Origin of the sequence: Streptomyces sp. PCS3-D2, from assembly GCF_000612545.2 — a bacterium.
Taxonomy (GTDB): Bacteria; Actinomycetota; Actinomycetes; order Streptomycetales; family Streptomycetaceae; genus Streptomyces.
In genome coordinates this window covers 1,563,654-1,588,043 of sequence record NZ_CP097800.1, presented here as the reverse complement: position 1 = coordinate 1,588,043, position 24,390 = coordinate 1,563,654, and the positions used below count along the sequence as shown (strand labels likewise).

Genomic DNA, 24,390 nt, shown 5'->3' with positions numbered 1-24,390 from the left:
TCGCCGACCGCCTGCGAGAGGGGCGGGTGCGCGTGCACGCCCGGCAAGGCGACCCCGCTCCGTGCCCGTCGTCACCCTCGGCGCAGCCTTCGAGGACCTCTTCCGGCCCCTCCTCGACAGCGTTCGGCCCGCGGCCGCCGCCGCATCCTCCGGAAACGGCTCCAGGAGCGATCCGGGGCCTGTTCGTCCGGTCCGTGGCCGTGGCGGGCCGTGCGGCACGGATACCAGGCGGCCCTGCGGGCGCCGGGCGGCGCCGCAGGGGTTCAGAGGCGGAGCCAGACGCCCACCGGACGATCGGACAGCAGCGCGGACACCTCGATCGTACTGCCGTGCAGTACGGGGGAGTTCGCTTCGCCGTGCGGCGGCAGGACCGGCGTCCACCTGCCGGGCGGCAGGTCCAGCCGGGTGTCGCGCCAGCCGCCCGAGGCCGCGAGCCGGTGTGACAGCCGGGTGGCCGCCACCAGCAGACCCGGGGCGCGGGTGAAGGCCACCAGGTGGTCGGCCGCCGGGCCACCGGCCGTGACGGGCGCGTAGCCGCGGAAGAGGTCCGGCCGGTCCCGGCGCAGCCGCAGCAGCGCTGCCGTGAGGGCCAGTTTCTCCTCGGCCGGGGCCTGCGGGGCGGCCCCCGCGTCCAGCCGTGCCAGCGCATCGCGGGGGAAGCGCGCCGGCCGCCGGTTGTCCGGGTCCACCAGGGCCCGGTACTCGGTCTCCGCGCCCTGGTAGACCTCCGGCACCCCCGGCATCGCCAGGTGCAGCAGCGCCATGCCGAGCAGGTTGGCGCGGGCCGCCTCCGCGAGCTGCGCCGGCAGGTCCAGCGGGGCCCGGGCGTACTCGGGGACGCCGGCCTCGTACTCCTCGTTCCGATCGGTCCAGCTGGTGTGCAGGGCTGCTTCGCGGGCCCCCTTGAGCAGCGCGTCGGCCAGCCGCGGTACCGCCTCGGGCGCCCGGCCGAGCCCCAGAGCCGTCTGGCGGGCCACCCACGCCAGGTGGGGGTCCGGCGACGCCAGGTGGGGGTCCGGCGACGGGTCCGGCCCGCCCATCAGCTCCGGCGCCTGCGACAGCGCCGAGATCCGGGCCCTGACGTCCGCGCTGCGTTTGGTGTCGTGCGTGGACAGCACCGTGCCCGTGTCCGGCCAGTCCCGCGCCAGCACGGCGCAGTACGCGTGGAACTCCTGGGGCGACACGGCCGGACACCCGGGCTCCCCGCCCACCTCGGTGGCCGACAGCAGCGGCGCGTACCGGTAGAAGGCCCGGTCCTCCAGGGACTTGGCGCGCAGGGCTGCCGAGGTCTGGGCGAACCGGGCGGCGAAGGCCGGGTCCCGTAGCAGCAGCTCCCGTACGCCGGCCACCGCGGCCGGACCGGCCAGCTCGGCCGCCGGCTCCACCGCTTGCGCCGGCAGCTCGCACTCGCCTGGATAGGGCCGGTAGACGGGGAAGGCGATCAGCAACTCGCGTACGGCCGGGGCGAGTTCCGACCCGGCCCGGCGCTCCAGGGTCCTCAGCTCGGCGGCGAGGTCGCCGGTCAGCACCTCCCGCGCACAGGCCCGGGCGGTCTGCGGCCACGGGGGAAGACCGGTGGACCGCCCGTAGCGGGCGGCCAGTTCGGCGGCACCCCCCGGGTCGGTGAACACCCCGTCGACCCGGTGCAGCGCGTCGTAGCCGGTGGTGCCCGCCACCGGCCAGCCGGCCGGCAGACGCTCGTGGCGGGCCAAGATCTTCTCGACCACCACCCAGCAGTCGTCGCCGACAGCGGCCCGCAGCCGGCCCAGGTACTCCTCGGGGTGGGCCAGCCCGTCCACGTGGTCGATCCGCAGCCCCTGCGCGACCCCGTCCCGGACCAGCTCCAGGACCTTCGCGTGGGTGGCGGTGAACACCTCCGGATCCTCCACCCGGACCCCGATCAGCTCCGAGATCGTGAAGAACCGGCGGTAGTTGAGCGTGGTCGAGGTCTCCCGCCACCAGGTCGGCCGGTACCACTGAGCGGCCAGCAGCTCCGGCAGCGCCAGGCCCTCCGTCCCGGCCCGCAGCGGGAACTCCTGTTCCCCGTCACGCAGTGTCCCGCCGTCGACCCGCAGGTCGCGGGAGTCCACCGGTCCGGCCAGCAGGGGGAGCACCACCTGCCCGCCGCCGGCCTCCCAGTCGATGTCGAACCAGCGGGCGTAGGGCGAGCCCGGCCCGTCCCGCAGCACCTCCCACAGGGGCCGGTTGAGCCGCAGCGGCGTCGGCACCGCCATGTGGTTCGGCACGATGTCGAGGACCAGGCCGAGCCCGTGCTCCCGGGCGCGGCGGGCCAGGGCCCGCAGGCCGGGCTCGCCGCCCAGCTCGGCCCGTACCCGCGAGTGGTCGGTGACGTCGTACCCGTGGGCCGACCCGGGCACCGCCTCCAGGACGGGGGAGAGGTGCAGGTGCGACACGCCGAGCGAGGCGAGGTGCGGCACGGCCGCCTCGGCGGCCGCGAAGGTGAATTCCGGGCTCAGCTGGAGGCGGTACGTCGACGTCGGGGTAACGGGTTTCGGAACATCGGAATCCGATGCGGGAGGCGGGTGCGGCTGGCTCATGAGAACGTACGTACCCAACCTGCCGGATTCCGTGCCATGACCCAATGCATCCGAGTGACTGCGTCGGGTTAGTGTCGATCAAGTGGTCGGAACCGTCAGCACCTATCGAAGTGTCATCGCCCTGACCGGGCCCCTGCTCCCGCTCGTCTCTTTCCTCGCCCGCCTGCCCGTCGCGATGTCCCAGTTCGGAAGCTTCCTGCTGGTCGCCCAGACCAGCGGCTCCCTGGCCACCGCGGGCATCGTCGGAGGTGCGCTCTCCACCGGACAGGTCCTCTTCGGACCCGTCCTCGGCCGACTCGCCGACCGGCACGGACAGCGGCGCGTCGTCCTCGCCGCCGCCGCGGTCAACGCCGCCGCCACCGCCGCCCTGGTGGCCGGTGCGCTCACCCATCTCGCCACCCTCCCGCTCGCCGCGGTCGGCGCCCTCACCGGGGCCTCCGTGCCGCTGATCGGGCCCCTGGCCCGGACCCGTTCCGTCGCCCTGGCCCGCAGCGCCCAGGCGGACGAGGGCGTCACGGGCGCCGTGCACGCACTCGAAGGCACCCTGGACGAGGTCTCCTTCGTCTTCGGACCCGCCCTGGTCGGACTCGCCTCCCTGGTCGCCCATCCGGCCTTCGCCCTGGCGGGCGCGGCCTGCCTCGTCGCCGTCTTCGGCAGCGCCTTCGCCCTGCACCCGACCGCCGCCGCCACCGCCGGCTCCCCGGCGCGGGAACGGCGCACGGGAGGGCGGCGCCGGCCGCCCGCCGTGGTCCATGCCGTACGGGGCTCCCTCGCTCTCCAGGGCGTGATGTTCGGTGCGTGCCAGGCCGGCATCACCGCGCTCACCATCCGTCTCGGAGTTCCGGACCAGGCCGCCGTCGTCTACGCGGCGATGGGCATCGTCAGCGCCGCCGTCGGCCTCGCACTCGGCGCGCTGCCCGCCCGCTTCGGCCTGCGGCTGCGCTGGCGGGTGGCGACCGGCGCCGCCCTGGTGTTCTCGGCGCCTCTGCTGGTCACCGACGGCCTGTGGCCGCTGTACGCGGTCGTCACCGTGCTCGGAGCCGCCTATGCACCGCACCTGATCACCGCGTTCGCGCTGACCGAGCGCGCCGTGGAACCGGCCCGGCTCGCCACCGCGATGGCCTTCGCCGCCAGCAGCCTGGTCGCCGGGCAGGCCGTGGCCCTGGTCGTCGCCGGGCGCCTCGCCGAGCGGTACGGCCCCAGCGGGGCCTTCGCCGTGGCCGTGGGAGCCGCCGCGCTCTGCCTGGCCCTCGCCCTCGTCACCCGCGTGCCCGCCGCCCGTACGCACGGTGCACCGGCCGGCGAGCCGCCCGCGGAGCCGGCCGGCGGGCCGAACGGTGCACCGGCCGGCGGATCGGACGCCGAAACGGTCCGGCAGCCGGACCCGGACCCCGCCTACGCCGGCCGCTGAAGCACCACCAGGCACCGCCCCGTCAGCGCCACCCGGTCGCCGGCCGCGTACTGCGGCCCGGTGCCGGGTGGCAGTACGTCCGGCCGGGAGGTGTCCACCACCAGCCGCCACTGTGCGCCGTGCCCCGGCGGAACGGTGAACTCCTGCGGTTCCGGAGCCGCGTTGAACATCAGCAGGAACGAGTCGTCGGTGATCCGCTCCCCGCGGCTGCCCGGCTCGGAGATCGCCTCCCCGTTCAGGAACACCGTCAGCGCCCGCGCATGCTGCGCCTGCCAGTCGCGCGCCCGCATCTCCTCGCCGTGCGGGGTGAACCAGGCGATGTCGGAGAGCTCGTCGTGGGTGCCCTCCACCGGCCTCCCGTGGAAGAACCTGCGCCGCCGGAAGACCGGGTGGTCGCGGCGCAGCCACACCATGCGGCGGGTGAACTCCAGCAGCGACGGGGCCGGTTTGCCGGGCTCGGGCCAGTGCACCCACGCCAGTTCGTTGTCCTGGCAGTAGGCGTTGTTGTTGCCGCCCTGCGTGCGGCCGAACTCGTCGCCGTGGCTGAGCATCGGAACCCCCTGCGACAGCAGCAGGGTGGCGGTGAAGTTGCGCATCTGCCGTTCGCGCAGCGCCAGGACCTCAGGGTCCTCGGTCGGACCCTCGACCCCGCAGTTCCACGACCGGTTGTGGCTCTCGCCGTCCCGGTTGCCCTCCCGGTTCGCCTCGTTGTGCTTGTCGTTGTACGAGACGAGGTCGTTCAGCGTGAAGCCGTCGTGGCAGGTGGTGAAGTTGATGGACGCCAGCGGCCGCCGTCCGTCGTCCTGGTAGAGGTCCGAGGACCCCGTCAACCGCCCGGCGAACTCGGCGAGGGTGCGCGGCTGCCCGCGCCACAGGTCCCTGACGGTGTCCCGGTACTTGCCGTTCCACTCCGTCCACAGCGGCGGGAAGTTGCCCACCTGGTAGCCGCCCTCGCCGAGGTCCCACGGCTCCGCGATCAGCTTCACCTGGCTGACCACCGGGTCCTGCTGGACCAGGTCGAAGAACGACGACAGCCGGTCCACCTCGTGGAACTGGCGGGCCAGCGTCGCCGCGAGGTCGAATCGGAAGCCGTCCACGTGCATCTCGGTGACCCAGTAGCGCAGCGAGTCCATGATCAGCTGGAGCACGTGGGGGGAGCGCATCAGCAGCGAGTTCCCCGTGCCCGTGGTGTCCATGTAGTGCCGAGGATCGTCCGACAGCCGGTAGTAGGAAGCGTTGTCCAGACCCCGGAAGGACAGCGTCGGGCCCAGGTGGTTGCCTTCGGCGGTGTGGTTGTAGACCACGTCGAGGATCACCTCGATGCCCGCCTCGTGCAGGGCCCGCACGGCCGATTTGAACTCCAGCACCTGCTGGCCGCGGTCGCCCGAGGCGTAGCCGTTGTGCGGGGCGAAGAAGCCGATCGTGTTGTAGCCCCAGTAGTTGCTCAGCCCGTCGTTGACCAGCCGGTGGTCGTTGACGAACTGGTGCACCGGCATCAGCTCCAGCGCGGTCACCCCGAGCTTGGTGAGATGGCCGATGACCGCCGGGTGGGCGAGCGCCCCGTAGGTGCCGCGCAGTTCCTCGGGCAGGTCGGGATGACGCATGGTCAGGCCCTTGACGTGGGCCTCGTACAGCACGGTGTGGTGGTACTCGTGCCGCGGAGGGCGGTCGTTGGCCCAGTCGAAGTACGGGTTCACCACCACCGAGCTCATGGTGTGCGGGGCGGAGTCCAGGTCGTTGCGGGAGTCGGGGCGGCCGAAGTGGTAGCCGTACACCGCCTCGTTCCAGTCGACCCGGCCGCTGATCGCCCGCGCGTACGGGTCCAGCAGCAGCTTCGCCGCGTTGCAGCGTCGGCCGCGCTCGGGCTCGTAGGGGCCGTGCACGCGGAAGCCGTAGCGCTGCCCGGGCATGATGCCGGGCAGGTACGCGTGGCGCACGAAGGCGTCCGTCTCCCGCAGTTCGACGGCGGTCTCGGAACCGTCGTCGTGGAGGAGGCACAGCTCGATGCGCCGTGCGGCCTCTGAGTAGACCGCGAAGTTGGTCCCGGCGCCGTCGTACGTGGCGCCGAGGGGATACGCCTGTCCCGGCCAGACCTGCATAGACAACGACTCTTCCCTCGGTGTCGAAAGACGTCCCGGATGATCCGGCATGGACCGCGTCACTGCCAGATCTTCCCCGAAAGTGGGCCCTCACGCGCGGACTTGGCAGTGGTCCTGCCGGGTGACCCGCAGGCCTGATATGCGGGTCAGCGGACTGTCTGTGCATCGGATAATGGGTCAATGGACGGCCGTGGTGCGGGCCATCGGGCTGCATCGGGCCGCGCGCGCGGGATACCCTTCCGTGATCACTGGAGACGGGCGTCCAGACGCAGAAGGCGGTGCACGGGTGAGCTCGGGAGGTCTGGAGCTGCCCCCTGGTGACGGCAGTCACGAGGGTGGCCCGGCGGACGCCCCAGGCGGCGTCCCCGGCGGGACGCCGACGGAGGTCCCGGCAGGGGCGGTCTCCCTGGCGGGCGGACCGGCGGAGGCCGGGATCGCCCGGGCCGGCGCCGAACTGGACTGGGGCGCGGAGGCCTGGACCGAGGTCCGTACGCGGGCGCAGCGGGCCGGCCGGGCCTACATCTGGCTCAACCTGATCGAACAGCGGCTGCGGTCGGTGGTCGGCGCGGTGCTGAGGCCGATCTACGAACCGGTGCACGGCGGGGACGACTGGGTCGTCGCGGCCGCCGGCCCCGCCGGGCAGGAGTGGGTGCAGCGGGCCGTGGCCGTGCGCGAGGTCAGCCGCCGCAAGGGCTATCTGCTCGACTCCGCCGACGACAACGTGCTGAGCTTCCTGACCCTCCCGCAGCTGCGGGAGCTGATGGTCCAGCACTGGCCCTGCTTCGAGCCGTACTTCGACGACCGGCGCGAGATCGAGCTGGCCCTGGACGAGCTGGAGGTCACCCGCAACGTCGTCTCCCGCAACCGGGCACTGTCGCGGCCCGTGCTGGAGCAGGCCGAGCGGGCCTCCGCGCGGCTGCTGGAGGTGCTCGGCGGGGGCTCCGGCAGCCCCGCCGCGGACCGGCTGCCGATCGACGCCGTCGAGGACCTGGTGGGTGACCGGTACGCGGACGTGGTCTCGGTCCATCCGGACCGGGTCCGGCTCCAGCGCAACCTGCCGGCGGAGGACCTCTTCGGGGGCGCGCGGCGGCTCGACGGCATCGGGATAGGGCTCAACCTGCTGGTGCAGAACTTCTCGGGGCGAAGACTCGTCCGACTGACGGAGGCGGGCTGCCGGGTGCGCCTGCTGTTCCTGAACCCGGCGAGCAGCGCGGTCAAACGGCGCGAGCGGGAGCTGGGACTGCGCAAGGGCGAGCTGAGCCGCTCGGTCGAGATGAACATCCTGCACGTGCGGCGGGTCAGGGCGGGCCTGCGGGACCCCTCGCGCTTCGAGATCCACGTCTTCGACGAGACGCCGCGGTTCACCGCCTACCTGGTGGAGGGGCAGGCCTCGGGCATCGCGGTGGTCCAGTCATACCTGCGGCGGGCGCGCGGCATGGAATCGCCCGTCCTGGTGCTGCGCGGTGGCGGACGCGGGGTGCCCAAGGACGCGGACCACGGACTGTTCGCGACCTACCGGGAGGAGTTCGAGTCGATGTGGGAGGACTCCCGGCCGGTGTCGTGAGCACCTCCCGGGAGGGGGACGCCCGGCCTGTCAGTGGCCCGTGGCAGGCTGAAACCCGTTGACCGAAGACGTACGGGGGAGGGACGAGGGGTGGAGGACCAGCGCGGTACGGGGGGCTGGCACGGCCGGGTGCTGATCGGGTTCGACCTGGAGACGACCGGCACGGAGCCGGGCGAATCGAGGATCGTGACGGCGGCCGTGGTCGAAGTGCGCGGCGGTGCGGTGCACGAGCGGCGCGGCTGGCTGGCGGATCCGGGGATACCGATCCCCGAGGGGGCCTCGGCCATCCACGGAATCAGCACGGAACGCGCGGTCGCCGAGGGCCGCCCGGTTCGGGAGGTCGCCGACGAGGTCGCGGAGGCGCTGGTCGGACACTGGCGTGCGGGGGCCGTGGTCGTCGCCTACAACGCGGCCTTCGACCTCACGTTGCTCAGCGCCGAACTGGCCCGGCACGAACTGCCCTCGCTGGCCGAGCGGCTGGGCGGGGCGCGGACCGGTCCGGTGGTGGACCCGCTGACCATCGACCGGGCCGTGGACCGCTTCCGGCGCGGCAAGCGGACCCTGGAGGCGGTCTGCGGAGTGTACGGGGTCACCCTGGAGTCGGCGCACGACGCCGGCTCGGACGCCCTGGCCGCGGTCCAGGTGGCCCGCGCGATAGCCGAGCGGCACCCCCAGGTGGCCGAGCTGACCCCGGCCGACCTGCACGCACAGCAGGGCACCTGGCACGCCCGCTGGGCCCGGGACTTCCAGTCCTACCTGCGCCGCCAGGGCACCCCGGACGCGGTGATCGACACGGCCTGGCCCCTGCGCGACCCGCTGCCGGTCTGACCGGACCCGGCCGGACGGGCCGGCGCAGGGATCGGCGGGCCGTCAGCGGGCGAGGAACGGGATCAGCCGCGCCGTGAGTTCGGCGGGCGCGTCCATCGCGATGAGGTGGGCGGCGGTCGGGAATTCGACCAGGGTGGCGCCGGGGATCTCGTGGGCGTAGCGCCGGCCGATGTCCTGGAAGTCGGCGACGTCGAGTGCGCCGATCCCGACCAGGGCGGGTACGGCGATGCCGGACAGGTCGCCCCGGACGACGCCCTGCGCGTGCTCCCCGACGGCGTCCTGGTTCACCAGCGAGGTGCGGATCGGCTCCCGGAGCCGCTCGGCCAGTCCGGCCGCGACGTCCTCCCACACGCGGGCCGGCCCGCGCACCCACATGTCCAGGTTCGCGGCGACGGCGGCGTCCAGATCGCCCGAGGCCAGCGCCCGCGTCTCGGCCTCGTCGTAGGCGATCATCTCCGCGGACCAGTCGTACCCGGGCCACGGCGCGGCCAGCAGGGCCAGGGAGTGGACCCGGTCCGGGTGGGTGAGGGCGAAGTCCACGACCACCCGGCCGCCCCAGGACGCGCCCACGAGCCGGACGCGCTCGTGCCCGAGGTGGTCCAGGAGCCGGCGCAGGTCGTCGGTCTCCCTGAACGGACCGCTCGGCGGCGCGGACTGCCCGAAGCCCCGCAGGTCGTAGCGGATGACCGTGTGCCGTTCCGCGAGAGCGGGGACGACCGCGTCCCACATGTGATGGTCGGCGATCCCGGCGTGCACCAGCACGACGGGCGGCCCGTCGCCGGTGACGACGTAGGAGAGGTGTCCGAGGTCGTCGGAGAGTGTGATCATCCGCAGATGTTCGCAGGCCGGTGGCGTGCCCACCAGCGGCGGGGGCGCGGCCCAGGTGCATCGACGCGCGTCAGCGACCCTGCGGGTCAGGAGGATGGTGCTGTGACCGGAAGGGTTCACCGCCTCACGGCCCCCGGCACGGCACCTCGCTGCGTCGTCGGACCGCGCGAGGACGCCGGGTACGAGCTGCGGCCCTCCACCGTGTGATGCACCGCACCGCACCACACGCCGCGAGCCGGCACGCCCATCCGGCCACAGTGCTAGAAGGCATGCCACCGCGTCCGCAGGTCGCCGTCCCTGAGCGAGGCCACGCGGCGGCGGAACTCGGCCAGGGCGCCCGGGCGGGCGGGTGCGTGCTGGGCGACCCAGGCGCAGCCGGCGGTCTCGCGGGCGCCGCGCAGGACCGCGCAGCCCTCCCAGTCGCGGACGTCCCATCCGTACACCGCCGCGAAGGCGTCGTACTCCCCGGCGGGCATCCCGTACCGGTCGTGGGACAGGGCCATCACCACCAGGTCGTGCTCGCGCAGGTCCACCGACACGGTCTCCAGGTCGACCAGGGCCGGGCCGTCCGGGCCGACGTGGACGTTGCGCGGCAGGGCGTCGCCGTGGACCGGACCGGGGGGCAGGTGCGGGGACAGGCCCGCCAACGCGTCCGCGCAGGCGTCGCGGCGGGCGCGCAGGTACGCCGCGTCGGCCGGGTCGATCGCGTCCCCCGCCAGCCGCAGCCAGCGCTCCACACCCCCCAGCAGGTCCCGCGCCGGCAGGGCGAACGGCGGCTCGGGGAGCGCGTGGACGGCCCGCAGCAGCACCGCCAGGTCCTCGGGCCCCGCGGGCCGCACCGGGTCCGGGAGCCGGTGCCACAGGGTCAGCGGATGGCCGCCCACCAGCCGCGGCTTCGGCTCGGCGGCGCGGACCGCCGGGATGCCGGCGGCGGCGAACCAGTCCGCCACCATCAGTTCGCGCTCGGCCCGCTCCAGCAGCGAGGCCTCCCGGCCCACCTTGACCACGAGGGCGCCGACGGCGAACACGGCGTTCTCGCCGAGCGCGAGCAGGACGGGCTCCGCGGCCCCGCCCCGGCCGACGTCCCCGGTGAGGCCCGCCGTCGTCAGTACGTCCCTGGCCCGTGCTTCGTCCATGCCGCCGTTCTACCACCGCGTTGCGCCACCGCCACTGTCAGAGGGGGTCGCCCAGCGGGCCGTGCTCCGCCTCCAGGCTCTTCGCCCAGTGGGCGGCGAAGTCGGGCCGGGTGCCGTCGGCGTCGGTGAACCCGTACTCCCGGTACAGGCCCCACGTGGCCAGGGCCCGGCCCGACTTGGCCATGATCCGGGGGTCGGCGGCCAGCGCCGCGACCGCCCGGCCCAGGTACGCGGGGGACTCGGAGTGGGCGAAGTCCGGGTCCTGTGCCACGCCGTCGCGCCAGGTGGCCTCGGTGACGCCGAAATGGTCGAGCACGGCCTCCGAACGCAGGAAGCCCGGGGTGATCGCCACGGCGGCGACGCCGTGCGGCCTGAGCTCGGCGGCCTGCGCGAACGCCAGGCGGATCACCGCGGACTTGGCCAGGTCGTAGAAGAGCGAACCGCGGTAGCGGGCGGTGTTGCCGTCGGTCACCTCGACCACCAGGCCGCTCCCGCGCGCGACCATCAGCGGCAGCGCGAACCGGCTCGTGATCAGGTGGGTCTCCACCGCCTGGCGCAGCAGCCGCAGGCCGGTCTCCAGGTCCTGTTCCCACAGCGGGTGCTCCCAGTCGGTCAGCGGGTCTCCGCCCCACACCGAGTCGACCAGGACATCGAGCCGCCCCGCCTGTTCGGCGGCGATCCGCTCGACGAGGGCCCGGACCTCCTCCGGGCGGCTGTGGTCAGTGCGGACGGCGATGCCCAGGCCCCCCGCCGCCGTGATCCGCGCCGCCGTGTCCTCGATCGTCTCCGGACGGTCCAGGTCCGACCGCCCAGCACCGCTGCTGCTGCGCCCAGTGACGTATACGGTCGCGCCGGCGCGACCGAGCTCCACGGCGATGCCCCGGCCGCCGCCGCGGGTGCCGCCCGCGACCAGGGCCACCTTGCCGGCCAGCGGGCGTGCGTCGGTCGTCATGATTCCTCCGGTTCGTCGGGGTGGACCGGCGCCAGACGGGGGCGCAGTACGGTGTCGAGTTCCCGCCGCAGCCGCTGCGCGAGGGTGCCCCGGCGTTCCACGGCCCAGGCCAGGCCCGCGCCGGCGGTGATCGCCTGCACGGTGCCGGCCAGGCCCGCGACGTCCGTGTCGGCACGGAGCTCGCCCGCGGCGACGGCCTCGGCCAGCAACTCCTCGATCGCCCGCCGCTGGGCGCGGTGCACGGCCAGGGCGCGTTCGTACAGCTGCGGATCGGTCAGGTCCGTGCACAGGAAGGCCAAGTGGTGGGCGAAGCTCTCCGGCGTGTCCATCCCGGCCAGGTTTTGCGACACCAGAGCCGCCAGGGCCCCGAGCGCGGACGGGTGGGCCGCGCGGGCCCGCGAGGCCAGCTCGCCCGCCTCCTCGGCGGACCGGTCGGCGAGCGCCAGCAGGAGCCCGCGCTTGGAGCCGAAGCGCTGTACGAGGGTGCCGGGCACCAGACCGACCTCGCCGGCCACGGCCGCCAGGGTGAGGCCCACGGGCCCGACCCGGCCCATGACCCGGGCCGCGGCCTGCAGGATCACCGCGTCCTCGACTCCGCGTGGGCGTGCCACGACCGGCCACCTCCTCATTAATGAATGCATGTTCATTCATTCAATCGCTTCGTGGGCCGACCTGGCAAACCCGCTGTGGCTGTGGCTGCGGTCGGCGGGTGGTGGCCCGCGCTGACCCGCCCGATGCTGGAGTGGTGGTTGCCGAAGAACACGTGAGCGCAGGCCGCGGCCCCAGCAGGGTGGCGCGGCACGCGATCCGCACCACCCTCAGCGCCTGCGCCGCGTTCTACGCGTGCCTGTACGGGCTGGACCGGCCCGTGGCGGCGACGTACGCACTCTTCGCGGTGGTATCGATGGCGGCCCTGTCCCGCATCCCCGGCACCGGTGAACAGCGGGCCGCCGTCGTGGTCAGGACGCTGCCGGTGGCGTGCCTGCTGCTGACCGCCGGCACCTTCCTCGCCGTGCGGACCTGGACCGCCGTGGCAGGCATGCTGGTCTTCGGCTTCGCCATCGCCTTCGTGGCCGCGGCCGGCCCCCGGGCCGCCGGTGCCGCCCCCGGGTTGCAACTGCTCTACATCCTGCCGTGCTTCCCGCCCTACGCGCCCGGCACCCTCGGCGAACGGCTGGGGGGTGCGATCTTCGGCCTGGTCCTGCTCGTCCTCGCCGAGAAGTTCGTCCTACCGGAACCGCGCGGCACCACCTACCGCGAGCTCGTCGCCGGGGCGGGCGACACCGCCGCCCGCTTCGCCGCCGAGCTGGGCCGCCCGCCGTACACGCTGCCGGCGGCCGAGGTGGAGGCCGCCCGGAACGCCGGTGAGTCCCTGCGCCCCCTCCATGTGGAGGAGGCCGAACGCCCCGCCGGGCCCGGCCTGCGCGACCGGGCCCTCGCTCACACCGGCCTGGGGGTGCGGACCCTGCTCGGGCGGCTGGCCGGCCTGCCTCCACCGCCCCCGGGCCTGGCGCCGGCGAAGACCGGACTGGAGCTGCTGGAGGCGGTCGGTCGGTCGGCCGCCGAGACCAGTGCCCTGCTGGCCGGGACGGGCCGCGCGACCGATGGGGCCGCCGCCCTGCGGCGACTGCGGGAAGAGGTGAGGGAGGCGGCCGAGCGGGAGCCGCAGCCGGTCACCGAGGTGCGCGGCCGCCGCCGCGCGGCGCTGCTGGAGGTGGCGGACGCAGCCGTGGCCTTCGCCACCGCGGCCGAGCTGGCGGTCCGGGGCAGGCGCGCCCCGATGCCGACGGGGACGGACTCCGGCCGGTTCTGGTACGCGGGCCGTCGCGCGCCCGGCCTGTGGTGGCACCGGCTGGCGGCCCACGCAGGGCCGCGCTCGGTGCACTTCCAGAACGCCGTCCGGATCAGCCTCGCGCTCGCGGCCGCCCGTGCGGTCGCCGGCGTCGAGTCGCTGCCCCACGGCTTCTGGGCGATGCTGGCCGTCCTCAGCCTGACCCGGACCACGGTCACCCAGACGAGGGCGACCGTCCGCCAAGCGCTCGCCGGAACCCTGCTCGGCGCGCTCCTCGCCGCCGGGGTCCTGGTCCTGGTCGGCGGCCACACCACCGTCTACGCCGTCATTCTGCCCCTGGTGATGCTCGTCGCCTTCCTGGTCGGGCCGGTCCGGGGCGTGGGCTGGGCCCAGGGCATGTTCACCCTCGTGGTGTCCTTCGTCTTCGCGCAGCTGGCGCCCGTGACCTGGCGGCTGGCCGAGATCCGGCTCATGGACGTGGTCGTCGGGAGCATGATCGGCATCGTCTTCGGGCTGCTCGCCTGGCCGCGGGGAGCGCAGGCGGAGCTGCACCGCGCGGTCGCGCTGCTGCTGGCGAGGGAGGCCGAGACGGTCGAGGCGACCGCAGCCGCCGTGGCCGCCGGGAGGCGGGACACCGCGCCCGACGACCGGGCGCTGAGGCTCGCGCTCTCGCTGGCGGAGTGCGCGTACGCGCAGCGCCAGAGCGAGCCGCGGGCCCCGGTGGCCGGGGCTCCCGACTGGCAGGCCGCCATGATCACCGGCCACCACGTGCTCTGGGGATCCCGGAGGCTGCTCGCCCGGGCCGGCCCGGACCTCGGGCCGGGCAACGGGGAGCGGCTCGGTGAGCGGGCGGACGGGGTGGCGGCCCGGATGCGGGGGGCGGCGCGGTGGGCGGCCGCGGTGCCGCCGGAGGCCGCGGCGCGCGCTGGCGCCGGCCGGGCGGCCGTGACGGAGGGAGGAGAGGGAGCAGGGGGAGCAGGGGGAGCAGGGGGACCGGAGGAAGCAGACGGTACGGGCGGTGCGGGCGGAACCAGTGGTACGGGCGGTGCGGGCGGAACCAGTGGTACGGGCGGTGCGGGCAGTGCGGCGCGGCGCCCGGAGGGCGTCGCCCCGGCGGAGTTCTTCGCCGCCCAGACCTGGCTCGACTCGCTCACCCTCGACGTCGAGCGCGTGCTGGCGCCCTGCCGCGCCGTCGATCCCGCCGAGCCGGCCGGCCGTGACCCGTCCGCCTCCCCGGGGCCGTCCAGGGCGACCTGAAAATGATTGCACGAGACGTCTCGTCTCGTTAGGGTCGGGCCATGACCTCCGCCAAGCCCGCCCACATCGCCATGTTCTCCATCGCCGCCCCCGGGCACGTGAACCCCAGCATCGAGGTGATCCGGGAGCTCGTCGCCCGCGGCCACCGGGTCAGCTACGCCATCCCCGCCTCCTTCGCCGAGCAGGTCGCCGGGACCGGAGCCACACCCGTGGTCTACACCTCCACCCTCCCCACCGAAGACGAACCGGAGGCCTGGGGCACCGAACTCATCGACCACCTGGAGACCTTCCTGAACGACGCGGTCCAGGCCCTCCCGCAGCTCGCCGCCGCCTTCGAGGGCGACGAACCAGACCTCGTCCTCCACGACATCACCGCCTACCCGGCGCCGGTGCTCGCCCACCGCTGGGGCGTCCCCGCCGTTTCGCTCTCCCCGAACCTCGTCGCCTGGGAGGGGTACGAACAGGAGGTGGCCGAGCCGATGTTCGCCGAGCTGAAGGCCTCCGAACGCGGGCAGGCCTACTACGCCGCGTTCGCGGCGTGGCTCACCGAGAACGGCCTCGGCGACCAGGTCGACCGCTTCCAGGGCCGCCCCCGCCGCAGCCTCGTCCTCATCCCCAAGGCCCTCCAACCCCACGCCGACCGCGTCGACGAGTCCGTCCACACCTTCGTCGGAGCCTGCCAGGGCGACCGCAGCGCCGCCCAGGGCACCTGGACCAGGCCCGAGGCCGCCCGCGGCAGGAAGGTCGTCCTGGTCTCGCTCGGCTCGGCCTTCACCAAGCAGCCCGCCTTCTACCGCGCCTGCATCGACGCCTTCGCCGACCTGCCCGACTGGTACGTCGTCCTGCAGATCGGCAGGCACACCGACCAGGCGGACCTTGGCGAGATCCCCGCCAACGTGGAGGTCCACCGCTGGGTGCCCCAGCTGGACATCCTGCGCCAGGCCGACGCCTTCATCACCCACGCGGGCGCCGGCGGCAGCCAGGAGGGGCTGGCCACCGCCACCCCGATGGTCGCCGTCCCCCAGGCCGTCGACCAGTTCGGCAACGCCGACGTGTTGGCCTCCCTGGGCGTGGCCCGGCACGTCCCGATGGCCGACGCGGATGCGACCACCCTCCGCGAGGCGGTCCTCGCTCTCGTCGCCGACCCCGCCGTCGCCGTCCGAGCCGAGGAGATCCGTGCCGGGATGGCCGCCGAGGGCGGCACGCGCCGGGCCGCCGACCTCATCGAGGCGGAACTGTCGTAGGCGCACCCTAGGGTGCCCCCATGACGAAGAAGGCCACGGTGACGACGAAGTACGCGGCGCTGCTGCGCGGGATCAATGTCGGCGGCAGCAAGAAGGTCCCGATGGCGGAGCTGCGCTCCGTGATCGAAGGACTGGGGCACGGTGACGTGCAGACGTACCTGCAGAGCGGCAACGCCGTCTTCAGCAGTGCGCAGACCGATCCGGTGGCGCTCGCCCGGGAGCTGGAGGCGGCCATCGAGGCCCACTTCGGCTTCCGGGTCGCGTGCCTGGTGCTCGACGGCGTGTACCTGCGCGCGGTCGAGCAGGCGTGCCCCTTCCCGGCGGCGGAGCTGGAGGGCAGGCAGCTCCACGCCACCTTCCTCTCCGAGCAGCCCGGCGCGGAGCGCTTCGCCGCGCTCGACGCGGCCGCGTTCCTCCCCGAGGAGTACCGGCTCGGCGACCGCGTCCTCTACCTCTACGCCCCCGACGGCCTGGGCCGCTCCAAGCTGGCGGAGGCCCTCGCCAGGCCCGCCGTCGTCAAGGGCATCGACGTGACCACCCGCAACTGGAACACCGTCGCCAAGCTCGTGGAGATGACCGGCGCCTGACCACGTGCCGGGTCCTCACCCGCCCGGCACCGGGGTGGCCTGGTGGTAGTACATCCGCCAGCCGGTCCCGTCCTCGGACAACCGCCAGAGCGAACTCCGGCGCGCCCGCCGCCCGTCGATCACGGTCTCGTAGGTGAGGTGCACCAACCCCGGTGCCAGTTCGACGCCCGCCAGGCCGGCCGGCTCGTACCGCGGCCCGCCGGCGCAGCCGCCCTCCAGGTCCGGCAGCGCCGCGAGCATCGCTTCCCTGTCCCACCTGCGGCCCGAGGCGCCCACCTCGACGAACTCCGGATCGAGGAGCGGATCCGTCAACGTCCTCGACGTCCGCACGCCGGGGCTCATCAACAGGATCTCGCCCGCGATCGCCATGGCCACACTGCCGCCCTCTTCATCAGCACTCATGGGGATCATCCTGGCCCCCGGCCGCCGCGCCCCGGGCCCCCGGGGGCGACGCCCGGGGCGGGGTGTGCCAGGCTCATCGGCATGCGGTACATCATCATCGGCGCGGGCGCCGTCGGCGCCACCATCGGCGGACGGCTCGCGGAGGCGGGCGGCGAGGTCGTCCTCGCCGCCCGCGGCGCACACGCGGAGGCCCTGCGCGTCGGGGGGCTGCGCCTGACGACGGCGGACGGCAGCCGGGTGCACCGGCTGCCGGTGGTCACCGGACCGGACGAGATGGGCGAACTGCGCCCGGACGACGTGCTGTTGCTGGCGGTCAAGACCCAGGACGCGGTCGCGGCGCTCGACGCGTGGGGCGACGCCGAGGTCGCGGGCGGCGGCACGGCCGCACAGCGGCTCCCGGTGCTCTGCGCGCAGAACGGCGTGGAGAGCGAGCGGCTGGCGCTGCGGCGCTTCGCGCGCGTGTACGGGGTGTGCGTCTGGCTGCCCGCCACCTTCCTGGAGCCGGGAGTGGTCTCGGCGCTGTGCACCCCGCTGACCGGCATCCTGCACCTGGGCCGGGCCGCGGGCGGCACCGACGCGCTCGCCCGGGCGGTCGCGGCCGACCTCGACCGGGCAGGCTTCGAGGCGCCGCCCGTCGAGGACGTCATGCGCTGGAAGTACGCGAAGCTGCTGGGGAACCTGGGCAACGCGATCCAGGCGACGACCGGCCCGGAGCCCGACCCGGCGAAGGCGGCGCTGCTGCTGCGGGCCGTCCGCGAGGGGAAGGCCGCCTTCGGTGCCGCCGGCATCGCCTACGCCTCGGACGCGGAGCAGTCGCAGGCCCGCGACGGGAAGGTGGACCAGCCGCCGGGCGTGCGGGGCGGGTCCTCCTGGCAGAGCCTGGCGCGCGGCACGGGCTCGGTCGAGGCGGACTACCTCAACGGCGAGATCTCGCTGCTGGGCCGTCTGCACGGGGTGCCCACCCCGGTCAACGACGTCCTGCGGCACGCGGCGAACATCTTCGCCCGCGAGGGCCTGCCGCCGGGCGCGATGTCCGTCGCGGACCTGACGGCCCTGGCCGACGAGGCCGCCGCCCGGGCGTAGCGGGCGGGGCCGTCAGGTCCTCAGGTCCTCAGGTCCTCAGGCCGTCAGCGCCGGTCGCCGCGCGGGCGCCGCGGCAGCCGCGTCGTAGCGGCGCAGCAGCAGTCGCGCCAGTTCCGGGGCGGCGCCCAGGACGTCGGCCACCACGTCGGCGCCTGCGGCCTCGGCGCCGGCCGCGATGCGGTCGGGGAGCCGGCCGGGGGCGATGACGTACGGCGCCACCGCGACCCGGGCGAAGCCCTCGGCGCGCAGGGCCCGTACGGCGTCCTCCGTACGGGGCAGAGCGGCGGAGGCGAACGCAGGCCGCACGGCGCACCAACCGGTGTGCCGCCACTCCCGCGCGATTTCAGCGATCACTGCGATCGCCTCCGGGTCCGTGGAGCCGGCGGAAGCGAGCACCACCGCGGTGGTGGCCCGGTCCGCCGGGGAGAGGCCGGCTTCGGACAACCGGCGTTCGAGAGCCTCGACGAGCAGCGGCGACGGGCCGAGGACGTCCGCCACCGAGACCGACAGGCCCGGCAGACGCGTCAGCGCGTCCGACAGCGCCGCCGGGATGTCGGCCTTCGCGTGGAAGGCCCGGGTCAGCAGCAGCGGCAGGGCCACCACGTCGCGGGCGCCTTCGGCGTGCAGCGCCGACAGCACCTGATCGACCCGCGGGGCGTTGAAGTCCAGGAAGGCCGTCTCCACCCGCAGTCCGGGGCGCAGCGCCCGCACCCGCCGGGTGAGGGCGTGCACGGTCGCGGCGTGCCGTGGGTCGCGGCTGCCGTGGGCGATGACCAGCAGTACGGACGCCACGCGGATCAGCTCCTCACCAGCAGGCCGCGGCTGCGCAGGACGTACCGCTCCAGGGGGCTGAAGATCAGCAGGTCGATGGCGATGCCGACGACGAGGATCAGGATGATCGCGAGGAACACCCCGGGCAGGTCGATGTTGTTGCGGCCGTTCTCCAGCAGCTGGCCCAGGCCCAGGCCGAGGTCGGGGGAGGAGGCGATGATCTCGGCGGCCATCAGCGAGCGCCAGGAGAACGCCCAGCCCTGCTTGAGGCCGGCCACGTAGCCCGGCAGCGCGGCCGGCATGACCACGTGCCAGGCGCCGCGCAGGCCCGTGGCACCGAGCGTGCGGCCGGCTCGCAGGAACAGCGGCGGGACCTGGTCGATACCGGAGACGAGGCCGTTGGCGATGGACGGGACGGCGCCCAGCAGGATGACCGTGAACATCATGGCGTCGTTGAGGCCGAACCAGAGCACGGCAGGCGGTACCCACGCCACGGACGGCAGGGACTGCAGGCCCTGGAGGATCGGGCCGATCGCGGCGCGCACGAACTTCACCCGGGCGACGATCAGGCCGAGTGGAGTGCCGATGGCCAGGGCCAGCAGGAAGCCGAGCAGACCACGAGACACGGAGGTCCAGATGACCTCCAGCAGGGTCCCCTTCAGCCACATGTCGGACAGGCTGTCCCACACCGCGGAGGGGGCGGGGAGCTTTGTCTCGTCGGTGAGCTTCAGGGAGACCAGGACCTGCCAGAGCACCAGGACCAGGCCGACCGCCAGGAACGGCGGCAGGGCCTTCCTGACGAGGACCTCGCGGACCGGCGTTCGGTGGGTCTGGACCGCGTCCAGGGCGTCGAGCCCGGCCTCCAGGCCCGCGAGGTCGTCCGTCTTCGCCTTCGTATCAGTGCTGGCCATGGCGGCGGATCTCCCCACGCAGGTGTTCAGTGATCTCGAGGGACAGTTCCGCGACGTCCGCGTCCTCGATGCGGCGCGGCTGCGGGATGTCCACGGTCCATTCCTTCGCGACCCGTCCCGGGCGGGAGGAGAGCAGGACCACGCGCTGGGCGAGACGGACGGCTTCGCGCACGTTGTGGGTGACGAACAGGACGGACAGCCCCGTCTCCTGCCAGATGCGGGTGAGTTCGCCGTGGAGGACGTCGCGGGTGATGGCGTCGAGGGCCGCGAACGGTTCGTCCATCAGGAGCAGGCGGCTGTCCTGGGCGAGCGCTCGGGCCAGGGCGACGCGCTGGCGCATGCCGCCGGAGAGCTCGTGCACGCGCTTGCCGTGGGCGCCGCCGAGGCGGACCAGCTCCAGCAGGCGTTCGGCCTCGGCCGTGCGGTCGGCCCGGGCGACCCCGCGCAGGCGCAGGGCGAGTTCGATGTTCTTGCCCGCGGTCAGCCACGGGAAGAGGGCGTGCTCCTGGAACATGAGCGCGGGGCGGCCGCCGGGGGTCTCGATGGCTCCCGCGGACGGCTTGTCGAGGCCGGCCACCAGGTTGAGCAGGGTGGACTTTCCGCAGCCGGACGCCCCCAGGAGGGTGACGAACTCTCCGGGAGCGACATCGAGGCTGATGTCGTCCAGGACGAGCTGCGCTCCGGCCGGGCCGGAGAAGGACTTCGAGACGTGCTCGATACGGGCGGCGTGCGCCGCCGCGTGGGCGGTGCCCTCGGCAGCCTTGGCGAGTGTCGTGGCCATGGTCGTCACCTCCTGGGTTGGCTGGACTGCGGGTTACTCGGCACCGAGGCCGGCGTCGGGGACCTCGGGCTTGCCGGCGGCCTTGAGCACCTTGTTCAGGAGCGTCAGGTCGTAGATGCCGGTCAGGTCGGGCTGCTCGATGAGGCCGGCCTTGACCGCCCAATCCGACTGGGTCCTCAGCGTCGAGGCGAGCGGATCGTCGGTGATCTCGATGCTCGGCCAGGCCGGATCGATGACCTTCGGGTCGAGCCCCCTGCCGCTGTCCGCCGCCAGCTTGGCGTTGGCGGATGCCTTCGCCTTCTCCGGGTTGGCGTTGATCCACTCGTTGGTCTTCACCGTGCCGGCGAGCGCTGCCTCGACCACGTCGGGGTGCTCCCTGAGGAACTTCTGCGACACGATGACGTTCGTGATCACGAACTTCTTCTCGGGCCACAGGTCGGTCTCGTCGAGGAGGACGGAGCCGCCGTCGGAGACCAGCTTGGAGGCCGTCGGCTCGGGCACCCAGGCGCCGTCGACGGAGCCCTGCCGGAAGGCGTCCGGGGCCACCTTGTTGTCCGTGCGGACGACCGAGACATCCCCCTTGCCGGACTCCGGGTCGACCGTCCAGCCCCTCTCGGAGATCCAGTTGAGGAACGCGACGTCCTGCGTGTTCCCCTTCTGCGGGGTGGCGATCTTCTTGCCCCTGAGGTCGTCCAGGGTCTTGACCTTGTCCGGGTTCACGACCAGCTTCACGCCACCCGACGCTGACCCGGAGATGATCCGCAGGTTCCGGCCCTTCGACTTCACGTAGGCGTTGATCGACGGCGAGGGACCGATGAAACCGATGTCGAGGGAACCGCCGTTGAGCGCCTCGATCTCGGACGGGCCGGCGTTGAAGACCTGCGGCTTGATCCTGGTGGCGCCGAGCTCCTGCTGGATCAGCCCTTCCTGGAGGCCGACCAGCGCGGTGGCGTGGGTGAGGTTCGGGAAGTACCCGATGCGCACCTCGGAAGCCGACAGCTTCCTTCCGTTGGAGGCGGCGGCGTTCGCCCTGTCGTCGCCCGTGTCCTCCGCCTGGGAGCCGTAGCCGCAGGAGGCGAGCGCGCCGATCAGGAACGGCAGGGCGGCGGCCGCGGCGAGGCCGCGGCGCAGGGTGGTACGGATGGCAGGCACGGGAGGACTTCCTCTCGGCGCGCCGTGGGTTACGGCGCGGGTCTTCGTCGGTGGAACAGCGGCGGGTACGGCTCGTGGACGACCGGAGCGCTCACCGCGCACATCGCGCCACCCCTCCCTGGCCGCTGCCGAGGGCGCCGCTGCCGATGCGGCCGCCCTCTTTCGCGAAGGTCGAGTAAGGACCGGCGGACACGGCTAGAAGTCCCAACCGTCGTCGTCCCGGGCCGCGTCGGCGGCCTCGGCCTGGGAGGCGAAGGACTCGCCCGCCATGCCCGCCGCCAGGGTGGTCCCGTCGGCCGGGTCGATCAGCAGGAAGGACCCGGTGCGGCGGGAGTCGGCGTACGCGTCGAGCGCCAGGGGCTCGGCGGTGCGGACGACGACCCGCCCGATGTCGTTGGCCACCAGCTGTCCGGGGTCCGGGTGCTGGGACAGGTCGTCCAGGGTCAGCCGGGAGGGGATCTCCTTGACGATCGCCTTGACCGTGCGGGTCGTGTGCTTGATGAGCACCCGGGCGCCGACGGCCAGCGGCTGGTCGGCCACGTGGCAGACGGTCGCCACGACGTCCTGCGTGGTGGCCGGGGCGTTGGCTGACGGTGCGATCAGATCGCCGCGCGAGATGTCGATGTCGTCCTTCAGACGCACCGTCACCGACTGCGGCGCCCAGGCGATGTCCACCGGCTCGCCCAGCGCGTCGATGCCCTCGATGACCGAGGTGCGCCCGGACGGCAGGACCGTGACGGCCTCGCCGACACGCAGGACGCCGGAGGCGATCTGCCCGGCGTAGCCGCGGTAGTCGGGGTGCTCGGGGGTCTGCGGGCGGATCACGTACTGCACCGGGAAACGTGCCGGGCAGGCGGTGAGGTCGTGGCTGACCGGGACGGTCTCCAGGTGCTCCAGCACGGTGGGGCCGCCGTACCAGTCCATGTTGGCGGAGGGTTCCACGACGTTGTCGCCGGCGAGCGCCGAGATCGGGATCGCGGTGATCTCCGGGACGCCCAGGTCCGAGGCGTAGGCGGTGAATTCCTCGGCGATCGTGGCGAAGACCGATTCGGCGTAGCCGACCAGGTCCATCTTGTTGACGGCGAGGACGACGTGGGGGACGCGCAGGAGGGCGGCGACGGCGGCGTGTCGGCGGGTCTGCTCGATGACGCCGTTGCGGGCGTCGACGAGGACGACGGCGAGGTCGGCGGTGGAGGCGCCGGTGACCATGTTCCGGGTGTACTGCACGTGGCCGGGGGTGTCGGCGAGGATGAACCGGCGGCGGGCGGTGGCGAAGTAGCGGTAGGCGACGTCGATGGTGATGCCCTGCTCGCGTTCGGCGCGCAGGCCGTCGGTGAGGAGGGCGAGGTCGGGGGCGTCCTGGCCGCGTCGGGCGGAGACGGCCTCGACGGCTTCCATCTGGTCGGTCAGGACCGATTTGGAGTCGTGTAGGAGGCGGCCCACCAGGGTGGACTTGCCGTCGTCGACGGAGCCGGCAGTCGCGAAGCGCAGCAGGGTGGTCGCTGCGAGGTCGTCGAGTCCGGCGACCTGGTCGGTGGTGCTGGTCATGTCTAGAAGTACCCTTCGCGCTTGCGGTCTTCCATCGCGGCCTCGGACATCTTGTCGTCGGCGCGGGTCGCGCCCCGCTCGGTGAGGCGGGAGACGGCGATCTCGGCGATCACGGCGTCGAGTGTGGTGGCGTCGGAGTCGACGGCGCCGGTGCAGGACATGTCGCCGACGGTGCGGTAGCGGATGAGCCGGGTTTCGGTGGTCTCGTCTTCCTTGGGTCCGCCCCACTCGCCGGCGGTCAGCCACATGCCGTTGCGTCGGAAGACCTCGCGCTCGTGGGCGAAGTAGATCTCGGGCAGTTCGATGCCCTCGCGGGCGATGTACTGCCACACGTCCAGCTCGGTCCAGTTCGAGAGCGGGAAGACGCGGACGTGTTCGCCGGGGGCGTGCCGGCCGTTGTAGAGCTGCCAGAGTTCGGGGCGCTGGCGGCGGGGGTCCCACTGGGAGAACTCGTCGCGCAGGGAGAAGACGCGTTCTTTGGCGCGGGCCTTCTCCTCGTCGCGGCGGCCGCCGCCGAAGACGGCATCGAACTTCAGGTTGTGGATGGCCTCGGTCAGCGGGACGGTCTGTAGCGGGTTGCGGGTGCCGTCGGGGCGTTCGCGCAGTGTGCCGGCGTCGATGTAGTCCTGGACGGACGCGACGTGCAGGCGCAGTCCGTGCTCGGTGACGGTTCGGTCGCGGTAGTCGAGCACCTCGGGGAAGTTGTGGCCGGTGTCGACGTGCAGCAGCGCGAAGGGCACCGGTGCCGGCGCGAACGCCTTCAGCGCCAGGTGCAGCATGACGATGGAGTCCTTGCCGCCGGAGAAGAGGATCACCGGCTTCTCGAACTCACCCGCCACCTCCCGGAAGATGTGCACGGCCTCGGACTCCAGGGCGTCCAGGTGCGACAGCGCGTAGGGCGCGTCGGTCTCCTCGTGGACGTGTGCGACGGTCGTCGTCATGCCAGACCCCTCTCGGTGAGCAGCGCGTGCAGGGCCGCAGCCGACTCCTGCACGGTCTGCGTGTGCGACTCGATACGGAGGTCCGGGGACTCCGGTGCCTCGTACGGGTCGTCGACCCCGGTCAGACCGGTGATCTCGCCCGCGGCCTGCTTGGCGTACAGGCCCTTCACGTCACGCTCGGAGCACACCTCGACCGGAGTGGCCACGTGCACTTCGAGGTACTCCGTCGCCGCGGCCGCGTGCCGCTTGCGGACGGCCTCGCGGCTGTCGGCGAACGGCGCGATCACCGGCACCAGTGCCTTGACGCCGTTGCTCGCGAGGAGTTCGGCGACGAAGCCGATCCGCTGCACGTTGGTGTGCCGGTCCTCGCGACCGAAGCCCAGGCCGGCGGAGAGGAACTCGCGGATCTCGTCCCCGTCGAGCACCTCCACCCGGTGACCCTCGGCGCGCAGCCGTTCGGCCAGCGCGTAGGCGATGGTGGTCTTGCCCGCGCTCGGCAGCCCGGTCAGCCACACGGTGGCGCCCTGGTCGCTCACGCTCATCTG

20 protein-coding genes and 1 pseudogene are annotated in these 24,390 nt (G+C 73.5%); 7 read left to right on the top strand and 14 right to left on the bottom strand.

What is annotated here, in order from left to right; translation table 11 throughout:
* Positions 1-263: 263 nt before the first annotated feature.
* The gene (gene treY / locus AW27_RS06570; RefSeq protein WP_052029993.1) at positions 264-2,558 is read right to left on the bottom strand and encodes a malto-oligosyltrehalose synthase; all 2,295 of its coding nucleotides are present in this window, start codon (positions 2,556-2,558) and stop codon (positions 264-266) included.
* Positions 2,559-2,640: 82 nt separating this feature from the next.
* Between treY and AW27_RS06565 the strand changes: the two genes are divergently transcribed.
* Positions 2,641-3,969: an MFS transporter gene (locus AW27_RS06565; protein WP_078555748.1), complete on the top strand. Its 1,329-nt coding sequence runs from the start codon at positions 2,641-2,643 to the stop codon at positions 3,967-3,969.
* Here the strand turns inward: AW27_RS06565 and glgX are convergent.
* Positions 3,954-6,068 carry a glycogen debranching protein GlgX gene (gene glgX / locus AW27_RS06560; protein ID WP_037915376.1) on the bottom strand — a complete coding sequence of 705 codons (2,115 nt, stop codon included), beginning with the start codon at positions 6,066-6,068 and terminating at the stop codon, positions 3,954-3,956. The two genes, AW27_RS06565 and glgX, sit on opposite strands and share 16 nt — an antisense overlap.
* Before the next feature lie 286 nt (positions 6,069-6,354).
* On the opposite strand from glgX, the gene AW27_RS06555 reads away from it, so the two are divergent.
* Positions 6,355-7,632, top strand: a complete 1,278-nt coding sequence (locus AW27_RS06555) for an SAV2148 family HEPN domain-containing protein (protein WP_037915379.1) — start codon at positions 6,355-6,357, stop codon at positions 7,630-7,632.
* Positions 7,633-7,722: 90 nt separating this feature from the next.
* Positions 7,723-8,460, top strand: a complete 738-nt coding sequence (locus AW27_RS06550; protein ID WP_037915380.1) for a 3'-5' exonuclease — start codon at positions 7,723-7,725, stop codon at positions 8,458-8,460.
* Positions 8,461-8,502: 42 nt separating this feature from the next.
* On the opposite strand, the gene AW27_RS06545 is transcribed toward AW27_RS06550, so the two are convergent.
* From AW27_RS06545 to AW27_RS06530, 4 genes are all read right to left on the bottom strand, one after another.
* Positions 8,503-9,288 (bottom strand): alpha/beta fold hydrolase, encoded by a 786-nt coding sequence (locus AW27_RS06545; RefSeq protein WP_037915383.1) that lies wholly within the window; start codon positions 9,286-9,288, stop codon positions 8,503-8,505.
* Positions 9,289-9,548: 260 nt separating this feature from the next.
* Positions 9,549-10,424 (bottom strand): aminoglycoside phosphotransferase family protein, encoded by an 876-nt coding sequence (locus AW27_RS06540; protein WP_037915386.1) that lies wholly within the window; start codon positions 10,422-10,424, stop codon positions 9,549-9,551.
* A gap of 37 nt (positions 10,425-10,461) precedes the next feature.
* On the bottom strand, positions 10,462-11,376 hold the full coding sequence (locus AW27_RS06535; protein ID WP_037915389.1) for an SDR family oxidoreductase: 915 nt from the start codon (positions 11,374-11,376) through the stop codon (positions 10,462-10,464).
* On the bottom strand, positions 11,373-11,987 hold the full coding sequence (locus tag AW27_RS06530) for a TetR/AcrR family transcriptional regulator (protein WP_236647427.1): 615 nt from the start codon (positions 11,985-11,987) through the stop codon (positions 11,373-11,375). Before AW27_RS06530 ends, AW27_RS06535 begins: the two co-directional genes overlap by 4 nt.
* Positions 11,988-12,121: 134 nt before the next feature.
* On the opposite strand from AW27_RS06530, the gene AW27_RS06525 reads away from it, so the two are divergent.
* From AW27_RS06525 to AW27_RS06515, 3 genes and pseudogenes are all read left to right on the top strand, one after another.
* The gene (locus AW27_RS06525) at positions 12,122-14,425 is read left to right on the top strand and encodes an FUSC family protein (protein ID WP_304949839.1); all 2,304 of its coding nucleotides are present in this window, start codon (positions 12,122-12,124) and stop codon (positions 14,423-14,425) included.
* A gap of 6 nt (positions 14,426-14,431) precedes the next feature.
* Positions 14,432-15,669 (top strand): annotated as a pseudogene (gene mgt, locus AW27_RS06520) (macrolide-inactivating glycosyltransferase).
* 20 nt (positions 15,670-15,689) lie between these two features.
* Entirely contained in the window at positions 15,690-16,256 is a 567-nt protein-coding gene (locus AW27_RS06515; RefSeq protein WP_037915400.1) for a DUF1697 domain-containing protein, read from the top strand.
* A gap of 15 nt (positions 16,257-16,271) precedes the next feature.
* Here the strand turns inward: AW27_RS06515 and AW27_RS06510 are convergent, their stop codons facing one another.
* Complete coding sequence (locus AW27_RS06510; RefSeq protein WP_052029995.1) at positions 16,272-16,658, bottom strand: nuclear transport factor 2 family protein; 387 nt, start codon at positions 16,656-16,658, stop codon at positions 16,272-16,274.
* Positions 16,659-16,739: 81 nt separating this feature from the next.
* Here AW27_RS06510 and AW27_RS06505 point away from each other — a divergent pair, with 81 nt between their 5' ends.
* Positions 16,740-17,741, top strand: coding sequence for a ketopantoate reductase family protein (locus AW27_RS06505; protein ID WP_037915403.1), 1,002 nt, complete (start codon positions 16,740-16,742; stop codon positions 17,739-17,741).
* Positions 17,742-17,777: 36 nt separating this feature from the next.
* Here the strand turns inward: AW27_RS06505 and AW27_RS06500 are convergent, their stop codons facing one another.
* From AW27_RS06500 to cysC, 7 genes are all read right to left on the bottom strand, one after another.
* Positions 17,778-18,533, bottom strand: coding sequence for a sirohydrochlorin chelatase (locus AW27_RS06500; protein WP_037915408.1), 756 nt, complete (start codon positions 18,531-18,533; stop codon positions 17,778-17,780).
* A 5-nt stretch (positions 18,534-18,538) separates the two neighbouring features.
* A complete protein-coding gene (locus AW27_RS06495) occupies positions 18,539-19,423 on the bottom strand; it encodes an ABC transporter permease (protein ID WP_037915410.1) in 885 nt (294 codons plus the stop codon).
* The gene (locus AW27_RS06490) at positions 19,410-20,204 is read right to left on the bottom strand and encodes an ABC transporter ATP-binding protein (RefSeq protein ID WP_037915415.1); all 795 of its coding nucleotides are present in this window, start codon (positions 20,202-20,204) and stop codon (positions 19,410-19,412) included. Before AW27_RS06490 ends, AW27_RS06495 begins: the two co-directional genes overlap by 14 nt.
* A gap of 33 nt (positions 20,205-20,237) precedes the next feature.
* Positions 20,238-21,356: an aliphatic sulfonate ABC transporter substrate-binding protein gene (locus AW27_RS06485; protein WP_037915419.1), complete on the bottom strand. Its 1,119-nt coding sequence runs from the start codon at positions 21,354-21,356 to the stop codon at positions 20,238-20,240.
* A gap of 195 nt (positions 21,357-21,551) precedes the next feature.
* Positions 21,552-22,904, bottom strand: a complete 1,353-nt coding sequence (locus AW27_RS06480; protein ID WP_037915422.1) for a sulfate adenylyltransferase subunit 1 — start codon at positions 22,902-22,904, stop codon at positions 21,552-21,554.
* Between the two features lie 2 nt (positions 22,905-22,906).
* On the bottom strand, positions 22,907-23,845 hold the full coding sequence (cysD, locus tag AW27_RS06475) for a sulfate adenylyltransferase subunit CysD (RefSeq protein WP_037915426.1): 939 nt from the start codon (positions 23,843-23,845) through the stop codon (positions 22,907-22,909).
* Positions 23,842-24,387, bottom strand: coding sequence for an adenylyl-sulfate kinase (cysC, locus tag AW27_RS06470; protein ID WP_037915427.1), 546 nt, complete (start codon positions 24,385-24,387; stop codon positions 23,842-23,844). The genes cysD and cysC overlap by 4 nt, the downstream gene beginning before the upstream one ends.
* Positions 24,388-24,390: the final 3 nt, after the last annotated feature.